Source organism: Deltaproteobacteria bacterium RIFCSPHIGHO2_02_FULL_44_16, assembly GCA_001798185.1.
In the GTDB taxonomy this organism is placed as follows: Bacteria; UBA10199; UBA10199; order 2-02-FULL-44-16; family 2-02-FULL-44-16; genus 2-02-FULL-44-16.
The window spans coordinates 88,181-112,223 of record MGRM01000012.1; the positions used below are offsets into that span (position 1 = coordinate 88,181).

At 44.9% G+C, this 24,043-nt stretch carries 24 protein-coding genes and 2 tRNA genes; 10 read left to right on the plus strand and 16 right to left on the minus strand.

Features of this window, described 5'->3' with window-relative positions; translation table 11 throughout:
- Position 1 precedes the first annotated feature (1 nt).
- Positions 2-1,129, plus strand: a complete 1,128-nt coding sequence (locus A3C46_09165) for a hypothetical protein (GenBank protein ID OGQ22437.1) — start codon at positions 2-4, stop codon at positions 1,127-1,129.
- A gap of 117 nt (positions 1,130-1,246) precedes the next feature.
- Here A3C46_09165 and A3C46_09170 read toward each other — a convergent pair whose 3' ends face one another.
- Positions 1,247-2,650, minus strand: coding sequence for a hypothetical protein (locus A3C46_09170; protein ID OGQ22438.1), 1,404 nt, complete (start codon positions 2,648-2,650; stop codon positions 1,247-1,249).
- Positions 2,651-2,803: 153 nt separating this feature from the next.
- On the opposite strand from A3C46_09170, the gene A3C46_09175 reads away from it, so the two are divergent.
- The 5 genes from A3C46_09175 to A3C46_09195 all read left to right on the plus strand — a co-directional run bounded on the left by A3C46_09175 (position 2,804) and on the right by A3C46_09195 (position 8,406).
- On the plus strand, positions 2,804-5,683 hold the full coding sequence (locus tag A3C46_09175) for an excinuclease ABC subunit A (GenBank protein OGQ22439.1): 2,880 nt from the start codon (positions 2,804-2,806) through the stop codon (positions 5,681-5,683).
- Positions 5,680-6,636, plus strand: coding sequence for a hypothetical protein (locus A3C46_09180; protein ID OGQ22440.1), 957 nt, complete (start codon positions 5,680-5,682; stop codon positions 6,634-6,636). Before A3C46_09175 ends, A3C46_09180 begins: the two co-directional genes overlap by 4 nt.
- Positions 6,633-7,670, plus strand: coding sequence for a hypothetical protein (locus A3C46_09185; GenBank protein ID OGQ22441.1), 1,038 nt, complete (start codon positions 6,633-6,635; stop codon positions 7,668-7,670). The genes A3C46_09180 and A3C46_09185 overlap by 4 nt, the downstream gene beginning before the upstream one ends.
- Positions 7,671-7,734: 64 nt before the next feature.
- Complete coding sequence (locus A3C46_09190) at positions 7,735-8,007, plus strand: hypothetical protein (GenBank protein ID OGQ22442.1); 273 nt, start codon at positions 7,735-7,737, stop codon at positions 8,005-8,007.
- Positions 8,008-8,196: 189 nt separating this feature from the next.
- Positions 8,197-8,406: a hypothetical protein gene (locus A3C46_09195; protein ID OGQ22514.1), complete on the plus strand. Its 210-nt coding sequence runs from the start codon at positions 8,197-8,199 to the stop codon at positions 8,404-8,406.
- Between the two features lie 276 nt (positions 8,407-8,682).
- On the opposite strand, the gene A3C46_09200 is transcribed toward A3C46_09195, so the two are convergent.
- From A3C46_09200 to A3C46_09260, 13 genes are all read right to left on the minus strand, one after another.
- A complete protein-coding gene (locus tag A3C46_09200) occupies positions 8,683-9,210 on the minus strand; it encodes a hypoxanthine phosphoribosyltransferase (protein ID OGQ22443.1) in 528 nt (175 codons plus the stop codon).
- Entirely contained in the window at positions 9,207-9,917 is a 711-nt protein-coding gene (locus A3C46_09205) for a hypothetical protein (GenBank protein ID OGQ22444.1), read from the minus strand. Before A3C46_09205 ends, A3C46_09200 begins: the two co-directional genes overlap by 4 nt.
- 64 nt (positions 9,918-9,981) lie before the next feature.
- Positions 9,982-10,869: a hypothetical protein gene (locus tag A3C46_09210; GenBank protein OGQ22445.1), complete on the minus strand. Its 888-nt coding sequence runs from the start codon at positions 10,867-10,869 to the stop codon at positions 9,982-9,984.
- The gene (locus A3C46_09215; GenBank protein OGQ22446.1) at positions 10,859-12,721 is read right to left on the minus strand and encodes a hypothetical protein; all 1,863 of its coding nucleotides are present in this window, start codon (positions 12,719-12,721) and stop codon (positions 10,859-10,861) included. The genes A3C46_09210 and A3C46_09215 overlap by 11 nt, the downstream gene beginning before the upstream one ends.
- Positions 12,722-12,731: 10 nt before the next feature.
- On the minus strand, positions 12,732-12,932 hold the full coding sequence (locus A3C46_09220) for a hypothetical protein (GenBank protein OGQ22447.1): 201 nt from the start codon (positions 12,930-12,932) through the stop codon (positions 12,732-12,734).
- 13 nt (positions 12,933-12,945) lie between these two features.
- On the minus strand, positions 12,946-13,149 hold the full coding sequence (locus A3C46_09225) for a hypothetical protein (GenBank protein ID OGQ22448.1): 204 nt from the start codon (positions 13,147-13,149) through the stop codon (positions 12,946-12,948).
- A 30-nt stretch (positions 13,150-13,179) separates the two neighbouring features.
- Complete coding sequence (locus A3C46_09230; GenBank protein OGQ22449.1) at positions 13,180-13,377, minus strand: hypothetical protein; 198 nt, start codon at positions 13,375-13,377, stop codon at positions 13,180-13,182.
- Between the two features lie 133 nt (positions 13,378-13,510).
- Positions 13,511-14,560, minus strand: coding sequence for a hypothetical protein (locus tag A3C46_09235; GenBank protein ID OGQ22450.1), 1,050 nt, complete (start codon positions 14,558-14,560; stop codon positions 13,511-13,513).
- Positions 14,561-15,727, minus strand: a complete 1,167-nt coding sequence (locus tag A3C46_09240; GenBank protein OGQ22451.1) for a hypothetical protein — start codon at positions 15,725-15,727, stop codon at positions 14,561-14,563.
- 177 nt (positions 15,728-15,904) lie between these two features.
- Positions 15,905-17,062, minus strand: a complete 1,158-nt coding sequence (locus tag A3C46_09245) for a hypothetical protein (GenBank protein ID OGQ22452.1) — start codon at positions 17,060-17,062, stop codon at positions 15,905-15,907.
- 75 nt (positions 17,063-17,137) lie between these two features.
- Positions 17,138-17,836 (minus strand): hypothetical protein, encoded by a 699-nt coding sequence (locus A3C46_09250; GenBank protein OGQ22453.1) that lies wholly within the window; start codon positions 17,834-17,836, stop codon positions 17,138-17,140.
- An 82-nt stretch (positions 17,837-17,918) separates the two neighbouring features.
- A tRNA-Leu gene (locus tag A3C46_09255) sits at positions 17,919-18,008 on the minus strand.
- Positions 18,009-18,123: 115 nt separating this feature from the next.
- Positions 18,124-18,198, minus strand: a tRNA-Cys gene (locus tag A3C46_09260).
- An 88-nt stretch (positions 18,199-18,286) separates the two neighbouring features.
- Here A3C46_09260 and A3C46_09265 point away from each other — a divergent pair.
- Both A3C46_09265 and A3C46_09270 read left to right on the plus strand, forming a co-directional pair.
- Positions 18,287-18,982 carry a hypothetical protein gene (locus A3C46_09265; protein ID OGQ22454.1) on the plus strand — a complete coding sequence of 232 codons (696 nt, stop codon included), beginning with the start codon at positions 18,287-18,289 and terminating at the stop codon, positions 18,980-18,982.
- A 12-nt stretch (positions 18,983-18,994) separates the two neighbouring features.
- Complete coding sequence (locus A3C46_09270; protein ID OGQ22455.1) at positions 18,995-19,420, plus strand: single-stranded DNA-binding protein; 426 nt, start codon at positions 18,995-18,997, stop codon at positions 19,418-19,420.
- A 150-nt stretch (positions 19,421-19,570) separates the two neighbouring features.
- Here A3C46_09270 and A3C46_09275 read toward each other — a convergent pair whose 3' ends face one another.
- On the minus strand, positions 19,571-20,593 hold the full coding sequence (locus tag A3C46_09275; protein ID OGQ22456.1) for a hypothetical protein: 1,023 nt from the start codon (positions 20,591-20,593) through the stop codon (positions 19,571-19,573).
- 137 nt (positions 20,594-20,730) lie between these two features.
- Entirely contained in the window at positions 20,731-21,702 is a 972-nt protein-coding gene (locus tag A3C46_09280) for a thioredoxin-disulfide reductase (GenBank protein ID OGQ22457.1), read from the minus strand.
- Positions 21,703-21,892: 190 nt separating this feature from the next.
- Between A3C46_09280 and A3C46_09285 the strand changes: the two genes are divergently transcribed.
- Together A3C46_09285 and A3C46_09290 are read left to right on the plus strand one after the other, a co-directional pair.
- Positions 21,893-22,360, plus strand: a complete 468-nt coding sequence (locus tag A3C46_09285; GenBank protein ID OGQ22458.1) for a hypothetical protein — start codon at positions 21,893-21,895, stop codon at positions 22,358-22,360.
- A 136-nt stretch (positions 22,361-22,496) separates the two neighbouring features.
- A complete protein-coding gene (locus tag A3C46_09290) occupies positions 22,497-24,014 on the plus strand; it encodes a hypothetical protein (GenBank protein OGQ22459.1) in 1,518 nt (505 codons plus the stop codon).
- Positions 24,015-24,043: the final 29 nt, after the last annotated feature.

Sequence of the window (24,043 nt, forward strand, 5' to 3'; positions counted from 1 at the left end):
GATGACGATTACTTTTACATCACAACCAAAACCAACGATCGGCGTTGAACTTGAAATCCAGCTGATCGACCGTGAAACAAAAAATCTTTCGCGCGCTGCAGTGCAAATCCTTCAAAAAGCATCCAAATTGCCACACTTTCATATCAAGGCTGAACTGACAGAAGCGATGATCGAAGTGAATACCGATATTTGTCAGAACATTCGTGAAGTGGAAAAAAGCTTGCGAAAACAATGTGCAAAACTGCGAGAAATTGTCGAACCGTTAGGGGTTGAACTCGCTTCTGCAGGAACACATCCCTTTCAGGATTGGCGTGAACGACGTGTCGTGCCAACGACGCGTCATCTTTCGATTCTTGAAAAATATCAATGGCTCGCGCGGCGCTGGACAACTTTTGGAATGCATGTGCATGTCGGCGTTCGTGATGGTGAACGCGCCATCCACATCCTCAATGTCCTTATCTCCTATCTCCCCCATCTTCTGGCACTTTCTGCAAGCTCTCCCTTTTGGGGAGGCACTGACACGGGACTTGCTTCAAGCAGAATGGCGGTTCTTGAATCATTTCCAACAGGAGGACTTCCCTATTATTTTCCTGACTGGAAAGGTTTTCAAAAATACTATGAAACCCTCATAGCAACAGGAGCTATCGGATCCATCAAGGATCTCTACTGGGACATTCGTCCTCACTTTGATTTCGGCACTCTGGAAATACGTGTATGTGATGGTCTCCCGACATTTCGCGAAACTCTTGCCCTTGTTGCACTCATCCACTGTCTCGTTGTCTGGATTGATGATGGACTCGATCGTCAACTTCGATCTCCTCACATTCATATGCAGCAATATTGGCTCGCACCTGAAAACAAGTGGCAAGCGACACGCTATGGTCTCGATGGAATGATTGTCGCCCAAGAGAGCAGCGAACGTATGCAAATACGCGATGCCGTGAAGCTTCTTTTGCAAGAACTCAATCCCATTGCGCAATCGCTTCATTGTGTAGATGAGCTGGAATCAATTTTTGAAATACTGGAATCAGGTCCAAGCGCGGTACGTCAACGTCAAATATTTGCAAAAACAGGATCGCATCGAAACATTGTTGAATCTTTGATCAAGGAATTTCAGCAAGAAAGATAAATTACGGTAGAGGAGAAGTTCCTCCGGATTCCGTAGCAAGGACACATGGTATGCTGAAGCTCCAACCAAGACGCAAGTAGAGAAGATGCTTCTTTTTAGAAAAGATATCTTGGGAATTTAATTTTGTGGTGGGATCATAGGGGTACTCTTCAACCGAGTTCGTTCTTCATAAATTGGCTTTATCTGCGGCACAGCGCCTCTGGCGAGCATACTATTCCGCACTGCTTGGAAGACCATTATATGGAGATCTTCTATATTTGCATCTTCTTCACTTGCAAGGCGTTTTGCTTTGACCATCCATACATCCGAAACTTGCATCAGAAGCCATCGTGCATTACGGATTTCTTCCGGTTGAAATGGCACTCTGATGGTATCAATAAATGGCCGCATAATTTCTTCAAATTCCATATTCGTAAGATTTGCTCCTGATCTTTGATAATACGCATATTGAAGATAGGGAAGATAACCACGTTGCATGACTATTGTTTCTGCATTGCGGATTTCAATATCCTCCGAAGGATCTATACCAAAAGCTCCAGCAGCAGCGAAGAAGGCAAAATAGGCTTGTTCATAATGTACTAATAAATTTCTGTGTTGATTTAATACCGCTTGATGACGACTCACTTCCATTTGATACTGCAAGACATTACCTGTGTCAGTGTCCAAAGAAGTAGGAAGACGCTTCAGATCATCTACTCTATTAACCATTCTTTCGAAACTGAGCATCGCACTTGATGTTTCAATCACTTTCGCAAGAGCAATGACTTTGACCCTCTGATTCCAATACTCTCGAGCCTTGTGAACGGCAGAAAAAACGAGCTCAGCACTCACTCGAAAATAAGCATCTGATTCATAACCATTACATCTTCTAAAATTATCAAAACCAATGTCTGATGTGCTGGAAAAACCATACAATCGACGCATTAATTCGACCAAACAGGCTTTATAAGGATTATGTTGCTCTGGAATTTTCGTTCTCAAAATCCATGTTGTATTTTCATCTTCATCTTGAAGCGTGCCATATGCTGAGGCACGTACGTTTTCTAGCCGGGTTTCGTCGTTTTCTGAAGGGACCTCGATATGGAATGCATCCATTGCGGATAAAAGTGCAGCATGGGTTGTATCAATAACAATACCATCTCTTCTTGCATTGAGAGCAAGTGTTGAAAGATCAGCGATAATACTAGCATGTGATTCAGGATGAACCACTTTCACATACAAAGCTTGATAGCGTTCAATATATTTTCTCAATGCTTCAGGAGTTGTTTCAGGACGCAGATCGCGGATGCCGTGCTGCCATAATAATTTTCTGGCTTCGTCTATATAATCAATGTTGACGATATCATTGAGATATTGTGGCGCTGTCGATGTGACGATTGGTGACAAAAAATTCCGAATATCTTCAGTCTCAAAACAGAGGGGGAGATCATCTCTGCATACTTCGCCGTTTCGATTCGCAACAACACGAATAGCTCCCTGAGAAGTGTTGATTGTTGTAAACTCACCACTTGCGTAGCACATAAGAAACTCCTTCTTCACCCAAGTCTGTTTGATCGTCTCATCTCTCAAAAGGTTGCTTCCTTATTGATTCCTTGTTGATGAGATGAACAAGAGCTTGATTGCAATTCATGAGTGATTCTGTTTGGATACTCTGTTTTCGCCAGGGAGAAGGATATGCGCCAGGAACTGGTCATCCGAGGGGCCCGGATGCACAATTTAAAAAATATCGATGTGACGATTCCGAAGAATAAACTCGTGGTCATTACAGGGCTTTCCGGGTCAGGGAAGTCGTCACTTGCCTTTGACACCATCTATGCCGAAGGCCAGCGGCGCTATGTCGAATCGGTCTCAGCCTATGCTCGCCAATTCTTGGAGCAGATGGAAAAACCCGACGTCGACTCTATCGAAGGACTCTCCCCTGCGATTTCGATCGAACAGCGCACAAGTTCCCGAAATCCTCGCTCAACGGTCGGTACCTCTACTGAAATTTATGACTATCTCCGTGTTCTCTTTGCTCGTGCGGGTCGGCCCCATTGTTACAAATGCGGACGTGCGATTCAGGCACAAACAGTTTCACAAATGATCGATCAGATTTTAAAACTCCCTTCAGGAACAAAGATCGGAATTTTAGCTCCGATCGTACGCGGCAGAAAGGGCGAATATACGAAGGATCTTGAACGACTGGCCCGACAGGGCTTTGTACGGGCGCGCGTTGATGGCAATGTGGTGTCACTCGATCAAAAAATCACGATCGATAAAAAGAAAAAACATAACATCGATCTTTATGTCGATCGGCTCGTGATTAAAGATGATATCACCACGCGTCTTGCCGATTCTCTTGAAACTGCTCTCGGTCAAGGCGAAGGGCTTGTGAAGATTGAACTGATAAGCAATGCTGTCATTCCCGCGAAGGCGGGAATCTCAAAAAATTCACTGGATCCCCGCTTACGCGAGGATGACAATCAAGAAATTCTTTTCTCCGCAAAACATGCGTGTGCTTATTGTGGGCTCAGTTATCCCGAAATTAATCCTCAACTCTTTTCGTTCAACAGTCCTCGTGGAGCTTGCCCAGCTTGCGAAGGTCTTGGGACGCGACTCTATTTCGATCCGAATCTCGTCATTCCCAACCACAACCTTTCACTTCGCGAAGGAGCGATTGCGCCATGGCGAACAAAAGCTTCAACAGCCTATATTAATCTCTGCGAAGCGCTCGCAAAGCATTATGGATTCGATATTCGCACGGCATTTGCCAAACTTCCTCCTCACATTCAAAATGCGATTCTTATGGGTTCGGGGGAAGAAGAAATTACCTTTGCCTTTGAAGGGACAGAACGAGAAAAAATAAAAACACGTTTTGAAGGAATCATTCCTCAACTCGAACGACGATGGAAAGAGACAAGCTCCATGGACATTCGTGAAGAACTCGAATGTTTTATGAATCGTCGTCCCTGTCCTACGTGCCAAGGAACTCGTCTTCGTCCTGAAGGAAGAAGTATTCTTATTGGTGGAAAAAACATTTCACACGTCACGGCATTTTCTATTCGCGAATGCATGCGTTTTATTTCGACGCTTGACCTCACCAAAAAAGAGGCAACGATTGCGGAAAAAGTTTTAAAAGAGATTCGTGAACGTCTCGGTTTTCTGATTGATGTGGGACTTGACTATCTCACACTCGATCGCACAAGTGGAACACTTTCAGGAGGAGAAGATCAACGCATTCGACTGGCAACGCAGATTGGATCTGCACTTACGGGTGTTCTCTATGTCCTTGATGAACCTTCGATTGGTCTTCATCAACGCGATAATGATCGTCTTCTTCAAACCATGAAACGATTACGCGATTTGGGAAATACGCTTATCGTCGTTGAACATGATCGCGACACCATGGAGCACGCTGATCATATTATTGATCTCGGGCCTGAAGCGGGTGTGAGGGGGGGCTATGTCGTTGCCACCGGAACTCCGAGTGATATCAAACGAAATTCTAAATCGCTTACCGGACAATATCTCTCTGGAAAAAAGAAAATCGATGTTCCACGAGATCGTCGCACTTCTTTGCTGGACGAACTTATTATAAAAGGAGCACGCGAGCATAATCTCAAAAACATCGATATTTGTATTCCCTTGGGAGTTCTTACCTGCGTCACCGGAGTCTCAGGCTCGGGAAAATCGACGCTTGTGAATGAAACCCTTTTACAAGGTCTGAAGCAAAGACTCGAACAATCCAAGGAAACCGCAGGAAAGGTAGATGACATCATTGGATGGCAGAAGCTCGATAAAGTCATTGATATCGATCAGTCTCCGATTGGCCGAACTCCTCGCTCCAATCCCGCAACCTATACGAGTATTTTTACGCATATCCGCGATCTCTTTGCAGAACTCCCTCAATCGAAAGCGCGCGGATATAAACCAGGTCGGTTTTCTTTTAACGTCAAAGGGGGCCGATGCGAAGCGTGCGAAGGCGATGGCATCATTCGAATCGAAATGCATTTTCTCCCCGACGTGCATGTCGAGTGTGAAGTCTGCGCAGGAAAACGCTTTAATCGCGAAACACTCGAGGTTCATTATAAAGGATCTTCTATTGCAGATGTTTTAAGTATGACCGTGAATCAAGCTTTTACTTTTTTTGAAAATATTCCGTCGATTCATCATAAACTTCAAACGCTCATCGATGTTGGCATGGGCTACATTGAGCTTGGCCAATCAGCCACAACTCTTTCAGGCGGCGAAGCTCAGCGCATTAAGCTTTCGCGCGAACTTGCGCGACGCGCAACCGGGAGAACTCTTTATATCTTAGATGAACCAACAACTGGTCTTCACTTTGATGATGTGCGAAAACTCCTCACTGTCCTCAACCGGCTTATCGATCAAGGAAATACTATTGTCGTCATTGAGCATAACCTTGACGTGATCATGTCTGCTGATTACTGTATCGACTTGGGACCTGAAGGGGGAGAAAAAGGTGGCTTTCTCATCGCCACAGGAACACCTGAAGAGCTTGCTGCCCACCCTACTTCATATACCGGATTTTATTTACGAGAACTTCTTTCATGAAACATTTTCTTGCGCTCATGACTTTTCTTTGTCTATGCAACCGACCTCTCATGGCTTCTACGGAACTTCGACAATTCGTTCAAGAAGCCGCGCTGACAGATGGATCTCTTCTTGAAATCACCATTGTCGATAATGCATCAGAAGAACAACGCGCCAACACCACTATTGACCGCGCTCTTGCAGCGATTCGAAAACTCGATCAGGACTTCGGGGCTGCGCCCGCTGCTGCGACGGGAAACTTACATGATCAACTCAATCATTTAAAGCCACATACCCCTTTGAAACTCCCCGAAGGTTATTTTCTTCTCTTTGAACAAGCCATTGAACTCGCAAAACTGACCAACGGATGGTTTGACATTACCGCTCCTTCAAAAAAAGGAATTTTTGTTCAGCGCGATTATCGTCGCGTTGAGCTACGTCCCGCTTCATCTGAAATGGTGCTCACCAAAAAACATCTCAAATTTGATCTTCGTTGGCTTCTCTCTGGAACAGCGTGCGATGCAGCGCTTGCGATCATTCAAGAAGCGGGTTTTCAGCGAGCGGAAGTGAAGGTGGGACCTGTCTCCAAACATATCGGCCGAGATATTCACACGCCATGGGGACTTCAGATCGATATCCCAGGAGTTCAAGATGCGTATGCGCATCGAGCTTTTCAGTATCGCTTGTCGGATATTGCTGTCGCACAACTTATTCCTGAAAAAATAACTCCTCCTCTGATCGATCCAAAAACAAAAAATCCGGTGAAGGGACAAGTCAAAAGCATTACGGTGATGGCCAAAGATGCGCTCCATGCCATTGCGTTTGCAGTCGCAATAGCGCCCTTCGATGCTCTCACCGGTATTCGCTATCTTGAAAAATTTCCAGGGCTCGAAGGAATTATTGTAGATCAAACAGGAGCACTTTTTATTTCTGAAGGATTGAAACAAAATGAGAAAAAGGAGAAACCAAAATGAAACTTCTGAAAAATCACCGAGAAGTCATTGCGAGGAGCGTAAGCTCCGAAGCAATCTCCTGGAGATGCTCTGCTCGGGAGATCGCCACGCCCTTCGGGCTCGCGATGACACTCACTCGGACTTTTTTCAGAGGTATCTGCGCGTTAATCCTTCCTTTGCTATGGCTCTCTTTCTCATCATCTGCACACGCCCAAACAACAGAAGACATACGACAAATGAGTCGCCGCTTTGAAATCGGAAACTCTCAAGGGGCCATCATCATTTTAGGCTATGTCAAAGATCAGGCAACGATCGAGAAAATTCTCGAAATCGCAGCAGGTGAAGCAAAACGCCTTCATGAAATCATCGACTGGAAAAATCCCCAAAGCGAAGTCGCTCGTTTAAATCAAGTCAGTGGTTCCAAATTTTATCCGGTGAGCAAAGAAGTGCTGAATATTTTTAAAGCTGCGGCCAGACTTTCCGAATGGACCGAAGGCGCTTTTGATATTGCCGCAGAGTCTCCGGTAGGCACGTATGAAAATATTAAACTCGATGAAAAAGGTTCGCGCGTACGTCTTCAAAAGAAAAAAATGACGGTTCGTTTCGACGCTATTTTTGATGGCTATCTTGCCGATTACCTTATTCGCTATCTTTATGGAGCTGGCATCCATCATGCGATGGTCAAGGTAGGAAATACATTTCGTGGAGTAGGACGTTCGCTCAACGGTCCCTGGCGCATTCAAGTTCAGGATGATGAAGGAACCTATGCGCATCGCGCCATGAAACTCACCGTTGGCAACGCAGGTGTTGCTACCGTCAGCGCAGCTCAGTTTCGCCAAACTCCTCCGATCGATCCCAGAACAAAGCAATCTCTTCCTGTCTGTTGCAAAGGGGCCACGGTTGCAATGAAGGAAGCCGCTCTCGCGCAAGGCATGGCATACACCATGTTTATCTTAGGTCCTCAAGGCGGTGTTGTTCTCATGGAGCAACTCGGTAATGCCAAAGGCATGGTCGCCGATAATGAAGGAAAATTTGTGAAAACGAGCGGGTTTTAAACCTCTCTCCTCTTGACGTAGTGTACACTTTTCTGTATACTCTCAGACGACGCCAGGAGGAACCATGTATCACTATATTACGCTTAAAGAGTTGCGACCAAAGCTTCCCAAAGTGATTGAAAAGATTGACACAGCCCTTGAACGCTACATTATTTCCAAGCATGGAGAGCCTATTGCGATTCTTCTCGCACTCGACGATTTCGAAAGTCTTCTTGAGACTCTCAATGAACAAGAAGATAAAGAAAATTTAAAACGCATTCGAAAAGGGATTCAAGAAGCTAAAAAAGGTAAAACCGTTGATTGGAAAAGCGTGAAGAAAAAATATCATCTTTCTTAAAGCATGTTTAAAGAGTGTCATCGCGAGCCCGGAGGGCGTGGCGATCTCTAGCAATCACTGTCTGCAGGAGATTGCTTCGTCGCTAACGCTCCTCGCAATGACATACTAGGATTTGCAAACCAACTCTAAGGACAGCGTGTGTATATCCTCGAACTCACCCGACAAGCAGAGAAAGCATTCGATGTCCTCATGCATGCGCAACCCCACATGGGAAAACGGGTCGCGATTGCCCTTGATCATCTCGCCAAAGACCCAGAAATAGGTATTCCTCTTCGAGGAGTATTGAAAGGATATTACAAATATCGCGTTGGCACGTATCGGATTATTTACGAGATTCAAAAGTCAAAACTGCTTGTCATTGTCATCGACATCGGCCATCGAAAAGAGGTGTACCGTTAAAAATCTCAACAAGTGGATTTTAAGAAAATAGTTCGAAAAGCCATAATAATAACCGGTTTCCTCTTCTTTCGATAACCACACGCGGCGGAGTGTATACTGCGGAGAAGCAGGTGGGACCTTGATGTGGTCGAGTGCATCGACCACATCGCGATCAGCGCTTCCACTTCCATGCGCAATCCAGACTCCACCTGTTGCCTTGAGCATAGGATCCAGGGCCGTGACGACGCCAGACGTTGGCGTGGTTACCGTAATTATTTTTTCAGGAGATCCCCGTTTTCACGGGGATGACGAAGAAGTAAAAGCGCCGATAAAAGGAAGCGACCGAAAAAGTCCCTCCGAGTCAAGTCCATATCCGATCACATAACGATCTGGAACTTCAAAGCCGATATAATCCACAAGCGTTCGACCTCCATTTCCGGTCTCTTTATACAGCAACGTTGCGACTTTGAGGGATTTTGGTTCTTTGTCTTTGAGATGCTTGATGAGATGACGAAGTGTGGAACCGGTATCGACAATATCTTCAATGAGAAGAACATCTTTCCCCTGAATCGGTTGAGTGGTGTCAAATTCGAAGCGAATAATACCGGTGCTTCGATCATTTTTATAACTGGAGACGCGTAAAAAATCGCATGCAATCGGAAAAGAAAGAGCGCGAACAAGATCCGCCATAAAAATAAAAGCCCCCTTCAAGACTCCAATCACTACCAACTCTTTCCCTCGATATTCCTCTTCAATTGCGCGAGAGAGTTCTTGAATGCGATGCGCAATTTCTTTTTCTGAAATGAGTATTTCAATTTCTTTCATAAGGCATTCTCAGCAATCAACTTACAAAAAGTTTCAGCTGCAACTCTCATATTTTTTGCTCCGTACAACGCCCGACCGATAATGGCATGGAATTTCGAGCCTGCGGTTTCTGCTATCTGAACATAATCTCCTCCCTGAGCACCGATACCAGGAGCATAAAAAGAGGCATCAACACCTTCATCAGTGATGATTCGTCGGATATGACGAACGATCTCAAGTTTTGTTGCTGGAACGACAAAATCGGTAACACCGCAGCGAGCCGCAGTAAGATAGATTTTGTCGATCGCTTTATCATCGATCCAACCACCATCAGAAAGCGTATAAGCTTTGTGTGTCATCACCCCACCAACGATAACACCGAGTTCTTGTTCTCTCGCTGCTTCAATCCATGCTTTCTCGGTTTCAGGCCCTGCTTGAGGAAAAAAAATGACCGCATCAATTCCCGCATCCTTGCACGTTTTCGCAAATGAAATACCGGTATCAGGAATATCAGTTCCAGCTTTTTGATGATCATAGATAAGGGGTTTGTCCGTATAACGGCGAGCGATCTCTACTGCCTTCGGAAGTCCAATCGAAAGTCCGAGCATGAATCCAATTTTATAAGCGCCGATTCCTGGAAGATCATGCGTTGCCTTGATCAGCGCCTCATATTGTATTACTGAAACATCACACGCTGGAATGATACTTCGATTTTGTTCGAGGATCATAATGTTTCCTTAACAGAATATCGAAATGTCTCTCGGAGGCGTTGTCTCGCTACGGCAAAAATCCTCAGACGCCAGATTTTTGCCTGCGCTTCAGCCTGCCGGGTATTGAGGCTTCGTTTCCGGCGTCTGAAGACGCCGCTCGACAAACGCTTCCTGCGGCCATTTCGATATTGAAGTTACATGGTTTAACACCTATTTCAGCAAATTCCTGTTGAAGCGATTTCACAATTTCTTGCGATGGATGAAATCGTTTCATTGCTTCAGGTAAAAAGTCGGTTGCTCGACTCATGGCAAAATACGTGATTCCTTTTTTTACGAGAGCCTCTTCAACACTTTTGCCATCATCTCTTTTCTGCATTCGATTCGTCAGTCCAATTGCCGCTACAACTTCAACCTCTACTTGAGCAAGAGATTCGAGTGTTTCAAGAAGTGAACCGCCAGTAGTCGTCACATCTTCAAGCACAATCACTTTTCCTTTTGGAACACCGATAAAATATTTATCCTGCAGCGCGCCATGTTCTTTAGGCTTCGCCCTTCCCATCGAAAGAACATATTTTCCTGGAACGCAGTCTGATTGAGCCATCGCCCATTTATAATTGGTAAGAATACCGAGCTTCGTTGCACCTTCAGGAACTCCGTAAAATCCATCAAACTGCAGACGTTTGCTGTGAGCAAAAGCGATGACAAAATCGGTCAATTGATCCAGGAGAACAACATCATTGGAAACATTTCGCCAATTGACATACCAACACGACTGACGGCCCGACTTCAGCGTCATTGGTTTTTCGAAAAAACCGACGACATTATGGGTAAGAAGAAAATCGTTGAAACGTTGTTGATCAAAATTCATATTTTCTCTCACATTTTTGTCATCCTCGCGAAAGCGGGGATCCAGTGTTTTGGATATTTCTGGATTCCCGCTTTCGCGGGAATGACAACTTTCATAACACAAGAAGCAAAAGAGCAAGGAGAAAAATCACACCAAATCCCATACAGGACGCAATATAGATGAGTTCTGATCGATGTCGCACGAGTTTCACATTTCCATGAAACATTTCTTTTAGGAATCTTAAAGTACGTGCGCGAAGGTTCGGTGATTCCAAAAGATCTGCAAGAAAATAATATCCATCAAAATCAAGGAGAGGACAGAGATTCAAAAGAACAACAACATACGAAAGAGAAGCAAAGAGGAGCGCAAGAGAATCGAACATCGCATGATCGATTACGAATGCCATGATCGAAGCAATCCCGGCTGGAATCATATGAGCATAAGGGCCTGCGAGTGTAACAGACATGCGGGGGAAACGTGATGCAGTCCACATATCAGAGGTATCGACAAAAAACATGGGGCCGACCCAATACCAGCCAAAACCGACTCCAAGCACGCGACGTTGAAAATGTTTTACCGTGAGCGCATGCCCTGCTTCGTGAAAAAGAATGCTCATGAAAAAGAGAGGAAGAAGCCACCATAACCAGATGGGAAAAGTCATCGCACGCTGAAATGCAGAAACAATCGAAACCTTCTGAGACGAAAAGGAGAAAAGACCGAAAAGGACAACAGAGCCAATAATGCATTGGCCTTTTTTGGAAAAGAACAAACAAGATATTTTTTGGAAGATGCCTGCAATCCATGCATCAACATCTGAAATATAGTATCTCCACTGAAGAATGCGTGAAAGAACACTGAAACATAAAACGAGACGGGAATGGAACGTATTCTTCAAGTCTCTTGTTTTCGCATTCCTCCCCTCAATCATGCCTGCAGCACCAAGGTCACTTATTTGCTGGGCAATCACATGAGGGGCAAAAGCTTTGTATTTTTCAAAATAGGATAAGGTGAGTTCTTTGAGTGTATGATCACCATCGAGAAGTTCCCACAAAAACAATCCTTCTGGTGTCAGCCGATAATAAAGATGCGCCGTTGGATCGTTCAGGATGAAAGAACGAATTCCATCTTTCGTTTCATATTCTTGAATGATAATTGTTTTGCGTCGGCATGGACGATCGCGAAGTTGCAAAAGATCAATAAATTGGAGTCGGGCGCTCGGCTCATCGTGCAAGAACTGAAGCAATGCATCGCGCGAAATAACGAGTAGCTCTGAAGGTTCAACGGCTTTGACTGTCGCATTTCGTTTCTCTCCTGAAAGCAAAGCCGCTTCCCCGAATGTTGCTCCGGTTTCAAGAAAAGCGAGGGGCTTTTTATTTCCCACTTGATCTGAAGTTGTCACTTCAACTTTTCCCTGTCTCAACAGATAACATTCTGATCCCATTTCTCCCTCGCGAAGAAGAATTTCTCCTGACCGAACACTTTTCGACTGAAGAGATGTTGCAAATTTTTTGAGTCGATCAGCCGAAAGTGAAGAAAAAGGAGAGAGTTGTTTCAGAAATGAGGCTCGAAGCAATATTTCGGCCGTCTCTTCAAAAAGTTTTTTTGCATCTGGCGACTCATCAAGAGCGGCAAGAAAATCCTCACGAGAAAGTGAAAGTGCATGAAGTGTGGTAAGAGCAAATACCGAAGCGGTCCGTTTTTGATGTTTTGAAAGAAGCGCAATCTCGCCAAAATATTCTCCTGGACCAAGTGTTGCCATGACGACTGGTCCTGAGGAAGATGAAACAGCAACTTCGGCTCTCCCCTGAAGGATCAGGAAAAAGCGCTCCCCTTCTCCTCCTTCAGCGACAATCTTCACTCCGGAAGAAAAAACCTCTTCCCGAAAATGTTCTGAAAAAAAAGAAAGCGCCTTGTCGGAAAATAAAGCAAACAAGGACGCTTTCTTGAGCAACCTGACGTAATCTTTGGATGTCATTTTATATTGATTACATCCCCTTATTCATTTTTGCTGTAAGCTGTTGATCATTTAATTTCCAGTCGATCTTGCGAAATGCATTTGTTTCTTCTGCCGTTAGCTTCACACCAGTTGATTGCAATGTTCCTATCGGGTTCTTTCGCATCTTCGTTCTAAAACCAATGTCATTCGCCCACTTCTCAACTAACATTTCAATCTCTTTGCGTGCCATTCTTCCTCCTTGTTTAAGCAAGCCATTTACTGACACGTGATTGCAATTCTTGATCACTCAACTTCCAATCAATGTTTTTAAAAGCATTCATTTCTTCTGGTGTCAGCTTCACTCCTGTTGATGTAAGCGTTGCCATCGGATCTTTTCGCATCTTGGTTCTGAAACCAGCATCACTTGTCCATTTTTCGACTAACATTTCAATTTCCTTGCGCACCATATAACCTCCCTATGATTTTCGTTCTCATGACTAATACTTATTTATCCTTGCCTTAAGTTCTTCGTCATTTAAACTCCAGTCAATTTTGCGAAATGCACCCATTTCTTCGTTTGTTAGTTTCACTCCTGTCGATGTGATCGTTCCCATTGGATCTTTGCGCATCTTTGTTCGGAATCCCATATCATTCGTCCATTTCTCAACCAATCCTTCAATCTCCTTGCGCACCATATATCCTCCTTTTGATCAAGGTATCTTAGAAACTCTGGTTTTTAGTTCCTCATCACTTAGTTTCCAATCAATCTTGCGGAACACTGACATTTCTTCGGGGGTAAGTTTCACTCCCGTTGTTTGCAACGTGTCCTCAGGATTCTGCCGCATGTTCTTGCGAAACATCTGGTCGTTCATCCACTTGTCGAACAACATGTCGATTTCTTTTTTTCCCATCGTCCTCCTCCTTTGAAAAAAATGAAGCGTTGCGAATAAGCTTCTGCAGCACTTTTGCTGCAGGCTCAAAAGGTCGCGCTTCCATAAGCGCAGAACGTGCTTTCTCGCAATAAATTTCAGTCACAATCGCTGTCATCCACTTTGCTCCTGTTGCACTCAGCTGTGTTTGAATTGCACGTCGACTTTTGAGAGAAGATTTTGCATCTTGAAGCGACGTCAAAAAAATTTGCTTTTCCACTCCCTTCAAACGCTCGAGACAAAAAGCGATTGGAAAGGTTCTCGTGCCATTGGAGATATCCTTACTCTGTTGAGATTCAAAAAGATCATAACAATCTGACGAAAGTTGACCCGCAACACCAAGAGCCCTGGCGTATGCCATATAATGTTCAACACATTCTGGATGAGCATTTGCCGTATGTGCTGCAAGGGCTGCAAACATCGCTAATTCCTCGCCACTCTTTTTCATGACACTTAACTCAACTGCGTTCGTCGATACTTTACTCTTGTTCACAGATGCAATGTCTTGTTGCTGTCCATCGCTCATGATGAGGAGCCCACGCGCAATCGTTTCATGCATGAGATTTTTCTGCTCATGCGAAAGAGAGAGTTTTGCAAGAAGAAGGTGAGGAAACGTGCTGACAAGTGTTGTTCCTAATATCAATCCTTCTTGAGGAGTTAATTTTCCCTCGTGTTGCAAATCTCCATCCGCAAGATCATCGAGGATATCGATTCCCAAATAGAGTATTGACGTGAGAACTGGAAGCAAGATGGGAACTTTTTTTGCGGTAATCCCCTCATAGACAGCCGATGGAAGCGAAATAAAGAAAAGTTCACTCTCTTCCGAAACGTAGGTTTGAAGACGTTCAACAGCATATGCAAAAAGCCGTCGCTGTTCAGAAGATTGCGACCAGGAAGAGAGTTCATCTTGAAGACGTGACAGAACTTCAGATGTTTCCGAAGACTTCAATCACTTTCCTCCCGTTGTTGTTTTCAAAATTGCACCCGTATTTGTCGCTGTATTTCCGCAAGCTGCGTATCCAACAAGATCACTCACCATTTCGATTTTTTGCACAATGTAGGTTGTATTGCTCGTTTGAGCCGTCCATGTTGTGCCAGAGTTTTCAGAATAAAGAATGGTTCCATTGAATCCACCAGCCCAAATCTTCTCACTACGAACATCCAGCGCAGAAATATCTTCGGTCGTTCCTGTTGTCAGCACGGTCCAGGTGGCAGCAGCATCTGTCGTTTTTGCAATGAGTCCACCCTCTCCTCCGATATAGCACGTATTCACATCTGAACAGGAAACTTCATGCAGATCACAACTATCGGGATCTGAATTGGGACAGGTGAACGTACTTGAAATATTTGTCCACGTTGTTCCTCCATCAGTCGTTTCAAGAATTGCCGCGCGATTTCCGACAGCATAGCCATTTGAGGTATCGGCAAAAAAGATACGATTGATTTCGTCATTTGTTCCTGTTGTTTGAGTATCATAGACTGTCGTCCATGTGCTTCCACTATTGGTGGTTTTCAGAATAAAACTGACATTGCCACTATAACCTCCGGCAGCATAACCGGTATTTTCATCGAAAAAGAAAAGAGAATTCACACGATCAAGTGTTGTTAAACTTCGATTGGGAAATGCAGTCACCGTATTGAATTGAGAACTCCAACTCGTGCCACCGGTTGTCGTGACCCAGATCGATGCTCCTAAATTAACGGAATCCTGTCCGCCAATCCAGACATGTGTGGTAGTAACAGGAGCAACTGCCCGGAGCCGTGAAGCAGAGAGTGTTGAAAAATCGAGACGAGTTGAAGTAGTGCCACTATCAGTTGATTTGAGCACTTCGCCCAAACTTCCAACTGCCCAACCATTCGTCGTATCGGAATCGACAATCGCAATATCAAAATCACCAGAAGATGATCCTTGCGTCACTCCACCTGTTGCAATGAGACCACTTTGATCGGTGCCGATAAAATCGGTCCCGTCAATGACCGTACCACTGGATGTCACTACATCCCAAGCAGAGGCTGTACTCGTTGTCGTAGAACTCGTGCTTGTTGTTGAACTTGAGCCGCAGGCGAAAATGAAAAAACAGATAGAAAAAAGAAGACAAGATCGAACAACTGGCATCATCCCCCCTGCTGTTGTTTTTATGTGTTTAGCTCTTTTTGGTAGAGATGACAAGGTTTTCGTACCCGTTGTCATTCTGAACGGAGTGAAGAATCTCGTTGAGATCTTCATGGGATCCTTCCCCGCTAAGAATCGTGGCGGGTCAGGATGACATCAAGAATGATTTTGCAACAGAACCTAGATTCGATTCTCTTTTGTCTCTTCAATCAATTTTCCTAAAAACTTCTCATAGTCCGTGCCACCAGTGGCAATAGGACCGCGACCTTTCTTTTTGATGTACTGAATCGCTGCTTCCAGATGCAACATTCGAAATGCGGCAAGAGCGTCATGAGCTTCGTTAAAAGCTTTCCGAATATTTGCGTCAGTTTTATTTTTTGTGGCATAGGCGCGTAGTGAAGGACCAGCTTCGATCGCGAGAATCCATTCACGTTCGCGTGGAGCACGATAATCTTTGAGCTCTGTTAAGTGATCAATCAACTCACTCGGCTGATGATGTACGCCGAGCACACAATCAAATGAAATAATAGACGGCGACTCAGCGCCTGTCTCCCCCTTCAATCGTTCAAAATGTCCAACACCTTCATAGGTAATATCTTGAAAGTAAAAGATCCAAGGACGAACATGTTTGAAATAGACTTCAGGACTACAGACACTCGGAATGGTTTTGAATGTCTCTCCCATATCGAGCAATGCATGGTGCATGCTGTTCAAAGCATTGATAAAACCCTCTTTGTTCTCATTTACCACCGCAAGTTGCGCTGCCGGAATTGCACGGAGCCCAGGCGCGGCTTTGGCCTCGATTTCAACGTGCGGCAAGATGAAACCATATTCGTCACGCGTATAAGGTGGAATCGTAAAATGTTGAATGAGTTTTAAATTCTCAAAACGGATCGGTTTTTTTTGATCAACACGAGTCCAATTCTGCGTTGCATACATATTGTAAGCAAGAATTGGTTGCATATTGAGTTTCTTGCCAAGCTTTACAAAAGGAATTGCAAGTCCTTGCGGCATATTTTTCGCATGTGGAGCATCGATGTCATTGACACAATCAGCCCAAGCATACGCACTCGTAAGAAAACAGAGGTGACGAAATGCCACAAGCGCTGCTTCATGATTCATTTTTTCAACTGGCAACACCGGGATTTTTTCAAGCTTCGCACGAATCGTCCCATCATAGAGCATCTGCGGAAGTTCAGCCGCAAGGTCATCATAAAGCGCAAACTCTTCGTTGCCTTTCGGAAGTTTTGGAAGTGGGTCTGGGTACGGTAGAAATCCTCGATCTTCACGAACAAGATCGTTGTCGATAAATTGAAGTGCTGGAACTTGCTGTGTCATCACACCCTCCTTTTGATAAAGTGAAAGACTCTATGCCAAAGGAAGGAGAAAAGGTCCAGTATTGAGATTGATTTTTTAGGGCATCACAAACGTTTCGAAGCTTAACCAAAAAAGTGGCTCTTGCGAAAGAGCCTTGGCAAACGATTGGTTCTGAACTGCAATATCGCGGTCATTGCCAGAGACATAAGCGGTGGTAGGAGAAAGAAACTTGCGAAACGTGTTGGTTCTTGAAACTACATGATCTCTATAATTCTCAAACTCTTCTTCAGGTTGCTGTAATACTTCTTTTGAAAGCGAAGCTTTGTAAATGCCAGTTCCTGTCACGATACGATGATCAAAGGTAACGTTAAAACCCACTTCAGAAATAATTCTCGCATCGTCAAAGGCTTGATTGACGTCCTCTGGAGATGGTGTTTCAACTTTAGCTCTTGAAGCAAGAGAAACCGATTTTTGAGGATGAATATGATAAACAGAAATTTGTGTCTCGAAGCCATCTTGAAACAAAAGCAAAATATCTAATAGTATTTCGTTTTCATATTCTGCCCTTGTTTTTCTTTCTTCGGTTCCGATTTCATACCAATTTGTAACTTTTTGACCAACAGCATTTGTCCCTTCAATATAGATCCATATCTCTTCCACCTCACTTGAACGCGCAAGCGCCACAAGCTGCTCTTCTCCGGCACGACGGTTCATCGCCACGACCTCGTGCTCGGAGGACGTATTGACACGAAGTGCTGTTTTTACGAGATATTGTGAGACACTTGGGGTTGACACAGCGCACGCTCCTCACCGTTATTATCGGCTCAGAGCATGCTCATGTTGTGCACTTGGCACAAAAAAAACATCATTTTATTTCTTGTGCCCGGGGCCGGACTCGAACCGGCAAGGGGATATACTCCCCGAAGGATTTTAAGTCCTTTGCGTTTACCGATTTCGCCACCCGGGCATACGAAATTTCCAACAATCAGCCATATCAAAAAAAACTCGATGGGGATTCTTAAGGGGAGAGCAATATCTCCCCTTAAGGTAAAGCGATTGCGAATTTACTTCGCAATCGCGAATTGAGGCGGCGACCGGGTTCGAACCGGTGAATAACGGTTTTGCAGACCGTCGCCTTACCACTTGGCTACGCCGCCGAATAATTTTGAGGGACTACCATTCACATTCACTTCGGTCAAGAAAACGCTTGAATGTCGATATCCAGGCATGATACGAATAGCACCTATGAAACAATTTTTTCTTTTGCTCTTCATTGCAGGAGGGGGAGCACTTTTTTTTGGTTGCGCTTCTCCCCAAACTGAACACGCCAAAACAGGGAATGGTCTTTCCTGGACGGTTGAAGAGCTGACAGAAAAAGCAAAAGAAGCTTCGTCAAGCGCTCAACATGCAACAGAAGCTTCCGAGATCAAAAATTTTGCACAACGTGGCCGTGAGTTTGCAGAAAAATGTATTGAACGCGCTCCAGAAGAAGCAGCCTGTTATTACTATCGCGCCACTCATGTTGGTCTCTATTATAAAGCTCACATCTTTGGATATCAGGACGGTGTCAAACAGATGATCAGCGACTGTGAACGGGCCATCTCCATTGATCCCTCTTATGATTATGCCGGGTGCCATCGTCTTTTAGGCCAGCTCTACACCAATCTTCCCAAAACCACGGCGCGCTCTAATGGAATCATTCGCGATCTTTCCAAAGCAGAACAGCATCTTCGTGAAGCGCTGCGCATTGCTCCGGAATATCCTGAAAACCATCTCGCTCTCTCCGAAAACCTGCTTGCCCAAGGCAATGTCGCAGCATCCCTTGATGCACTGGTTCGTGCAAAAAAGTTAGCGCCGCAATGGAAGCTTGATACTTCATTTCGTTTGTGGGAGATGACGGCACATGAGCTCGAAAAAAAGATCGCGCAGGTTACCCAATAAAAGGAGTTTTCTATGGCAAGTCTGAACAAAGTTATTCTCATCGGCAATTTAGGACAAGATCCTGAAAAAAAAGTGACTGGAAGCGGCCAAACCGTGGTTCATTTTAGTGTCGCTACTTCGGAGCGCTGGAACGATAAAAGTGGACAGAAACAAGAGAAAACCGAGTGGCATCGTATTGTGGTTTGGGGACAGCAAGCTGAAAATTGCGCGCAATATCTTGCAAAAGGTCGTCAAGCTTACATCGAAGGACGACTTCAAACTCGTCAATGGGAAGATAAAGAAGGCAACAAGCGTTACACGACAGAAGTCGTAGCTCAGCGCGTTCTCTTTTTAGGTGGAAGCAAAGGAGAGTCGCAGGCGTTTGAAGGTGCGACTGCTACAGCTCCATCGATGCCTTCTTTTGATGCTGATGCTGTGCACGATGATGTGCCGTTTTAAAAAAACCAATTTCAAAACTGACAAATGATTCGGGTGGCACCGACGGTGTATCCCAGGGGTGCCCCACCCACGGTTTATGGGTGGGGAGGTGGAACGCCGGAGGTGACAGGACCCGTAACAATTAAATGTTTTGAAATTGGTTTTTTATTATTACTTACCAAACAATGACGCAGTTCTTATCCCAATCGAAGCAAAGAGCGTGAAATCGACTGACGGGCCGTGTCCGGTAATGTCCTCAGCAAAACCAAATTGCCAAATAAAATCTTGTTTTCCCAAAAGTTCTTTGTGATCACCTTTCAACCCAACAATAAGATCGAGGGGAACACCGCCCCATTGATCGCTTAAGCTCTTGAGTAATGGCGAACCGCCTTGCAACTGAGCGATTACTGACCAGTCTTTGTAAAGATTGATGTCTCCGGCGACCATAAACTGAAATGAGACTTCGTACATATAATCTTCAATCTTCGAATTGCCAGGAGTGATGTAGGGTCCCGCATTGGCATAGAGATGAAATCGATTTCCCAGTTTTTTCTCAAGCGCAACTCCAAGACCAAAATCAGGACTGCCACTGCTCAGCCCACGTTTTTGTTGACCGGTTGGAATCTTAAAATCCAAAAACCACGCAAGGGCTAACGCCCTTTTCTGGGTTTCTTGAAATTGGTGTTTAAGATGCAATGTCACATCTCCCACTCCCCATCCAAGATCAGGATAGTTGATGCGATCGACACCATACGAAGTCAGTCGATAGGAAAAGCGACCGTTATTGACCGTTTCTCTCCCACCGCGCGGGAAATGAAAGAGACTATGATAGTCCTCGATAAAGGAATCGAGAAAACCGCCATCAAAACGATAGAAAGGGAGTTCGGCCCCTACTTCAAAACCCTTTCCAAGTCCGAGCTGAGCAATAATTGCTGTTCGCAACAACTCCATATCAAGATCAGCGTCACTATGCTCAGCAACTGCTTCTTCAAACAGATTTGAAAACGCAACGTCAGTGCGTAACTCCAACTTCCCCTGCGGAAGTGCAACTGGACGCATGGGAGTGAGACCTAAGTTTTGAAGATAGATCGGATGCTGGATGCGATTCGTCAGTGGCCCGAGCGCGGGAAAGTCATTGGCAAAGCCAATACGTGGAAGAAGAAAAAATACCCCGAAAATAAAAATTCGTTTCATAAATAAGAAGTCATTTCAAAAGTTCATTTGTTACGGGTCCTGCCGCCTGCGGCATTCCGTAAGCTCCGCTTATATGCGGAAGCTTCCGAAATAGCCTCCGGCGTCACCCGAATCATTATCTCTTTTGAAATGACTTCTTATTCAAGAGTATGCAGATACCTTTCCGCATCAATAGCTGCCATGCAGCCGGTGCCACACGCGGTGACTGCTTGACGATAGACGTGGTCTTGGACATCACCTGCTGCGAAGACTCCGGGGACACTCGTTTCCATCGAAGATTTTTTCGTCACGATATATCCGTTCGGCTCAAGTTCAAGCTGACCGCGAAAAACATCCGTATTTGGCTGATGGCCAATCGCAATAAAAACTCCTCCACATGAAATCTCCGAAACTTTTCCTGTTTTGAGATTTTTCATGCGAACGCCGGTGACTTTATCCGCTTTGACATCGAGAATTTCTTCAACAGCAGAATCCCACACAAAATCGATTTTCGGATTTTCAAAAGCTTTCTTTTGCATTGCTTTTGATGCACGGAGTTCATCGCGACGATGAACAATGGTGACCTTGCTTGCAAATTTCGTGAGATAGGTTGCCTCTTCAAGAGCTGTATCTCCCCCACCCACGACCACCAAATCCTGACCTTTAAAGAAAAAACCGTCACATGTCGCACACGCAGAAACTCCTTTGCCCATAAGCTTCATCTCCGCGGGAAGCCCAAGCAACTTGGCACTCGCACCGGTTGCTACAATGATGGTGTGAGATTCGTATACATTTTTTCCATCGACTTCGACCTTGAATGGTCGTTTTGAAAAGTCGACTTTGGTCACCGTCCCGTTCACAAATTTCGTCTCAAACCGTGCTGCTTGTTTGCGCATGGCGTCCATCAGCTCAGGACCGAGAATCGGATTTTCAAAACCGGGATAATTTTCAACGTCACTGGTAATCATGAGCTGACCACCGGGTTGCGTTCCATCAATAATAAGCGGCAGAAGATCAGCGCGGGCTGCATAAATAGCAGCCGTGAGTCCCGCACCGCCTGAGCCAAGAATAATCACTTTGTGAACCATGGATACCTCCTGAAGAAACACGCACATTTGCGGATTCAACATAAAAGGTCAACGCCACTTATTCAAACACATTATTTAGGTGCCGTGCACTTAACTGGGAAAATTCTGATCTCTATTGCTTCAATCACCATTTTGGGGATAAAGGTGAGGAGGATCAAAAGCCGTTATTGTTCGCAACTTTTTTTCGAGAGCAACGATAATAAAAACGTCAGTGATACTGTAAAGGAATCTTATGGGATTCAGAGTCAAACCCGAAATTCGTGACATTTTAAGTCGCCACGATTGTAGTAATCTTCAAGGTTACGAACAACTCGCATGTAACATGCAACGTGAAGTTGAAAAATGCGCCAAGCTGACAAGGAATGATGGAAATCTGCTTGCTCGCTTGGAGGAAGATGGGAAGTTATGGGTCAGTCGTCAAAATTGGTATCTCTACACGACGCTTACCAGAGCTGGCATTGGCGGTTCTGTAGACTGTATCAATGACGGAGAAAAATTTCTCGTAGCGGCAAATGTTTCCTCTTTTTCGTTTGTGCCCAATTCAGATGGGCGCTTTGGTTTACAATATCACACACATCCTTTTTCAACAGAATACTATTTCACACCTGATGAACTTGAAACACGTCTCCAACCTCTTTCACGTCGAATTGCACAACAAGTTTCGCAGCTTGTTACAATTTTTTTGAATACTGGCCAGTAGGATAACGAAAAAAATCTGTTTTCATTTAAACTGAAGCGTTTTCGTACAAAATGTAAAAAAACGCTCCACTTTTATTTTTACGATCATTGAAATTTAACCGTTTTCTTTGGCATCACTTTTGCTTTGCATCATTTATATGCTTGCTCAAGTTTACGCCGCTGCACTCGTGGGAATCGAAACGCAACTCGTCGAAGTGGAAGTCGACGTTCAAATGCAAGGCCTTCCTGGTTGGAGCATGGTCGGTCTCCTTGAAACCGCGGTCAAAGAAGCGCGCGATCGCGTGTTGCCAGCGCTTCGAAATTCTGGATATAAACTTCTCAATCGTCGCACCATTGTAAATCTCGCTCCAGGAAATGTGAAAAAAAGTGGAGCTCATTTTGATCTCCCCATCGCCATCGGCATGCTCACGGCCTGGAATATTTGCAAACCTCATCCAGACAAACGCTATCTTCTGGCTGGCGAATTATCGCTGACGGGAGAACTTCTTCCCATTAATGGCGCGCTTCTCATGGCTATTGCTGCGCGGGCTCATCAACTCACGGGCATTATTCTTCCGGTTCAAAATGAAGAAGAGGCAAAACTTGTCACTTCAACAGAAGTTGTTGGATTTTCAACATTGACCGAAGTCGTTCAATTTCTCAATGGAGAGTTTGTTCCCACAAAACAGATGCCTCCAAAAAAACAAAAACGAACTGCGCCGCCACTTAATTTTGGAGAAGTGCGCGGTCAGCCGATCGCGAAACGCGCGCTCGAAATTGCTGCTGCGGGCGGACACAACATTTTGATGGTCGGAACACCTGGCTCTGGAAAGACAATGCTTGCAGAGAGATTACCCACAATTCTTCCTCCACTGACTTCTGAAGAAAAATTGGAAACGATGAAGGTCTTAAGTCTGCATGGACTTCTTCACGATACGATTCTTTCTGACGAACGCCCTTTTCGTGCTCCGCATCATTCTGCTTCGTATGCAGGGCTTATCGGCGGCGGTGGAGGGATACCGAAACTTGGAGAAATTTCGCTCGCACACAATGGCGTTCTGTTTATGGATGAGCTTGCTGAGTTCAATCGTAATGTCTTGGAAGTTCTGCGTCAGCCACTCGAGTCTGGTCTCGTCCGTCTTGTTCGCACTGGAGCGAGCGTCACCTATCCTGCTCGCTTTATGTTGGTGGCTGCGATGAATCCGTGTCCTTGCGGATATTATGGTCATCCAAAACGTGCGTGTATTTGTAATATGCATCGTATTCAGCATTATCGACGAAAAGTTTCAGGACCACTGATTGATCGAATCGACATTCACATTGAAGTCGAACCAGTTCCTCATAAAGATCTGATGGGAGATAAACCGACAGAAACATCTGAGATGATTAAACAGCGAGTCCTCGCAGCACGAAAAATTCAAGAAGCACGCTACGATTCACGCATTGGTTGTAATGCTCAACTCCATGCTCGTGATTTAAAAAAATTCTGTCCTTTTAAAGGAAATGCAGAATCGCTTCTCGAAAAAGCGACCGAGAAAATGCACCTCTCAGCTCGCTCAACCCATCGCGTATTGAAAATTGCCCGAACCATCGCCGACCTCGAATCCTCCGACGCCCTCGGCCCACCTCATATCGCCGAAGCACTGCAGTATAGGCCTACGGATGATGTGCATTAAGTGCCGTGCACTTAATTGAGAAAAAAGAG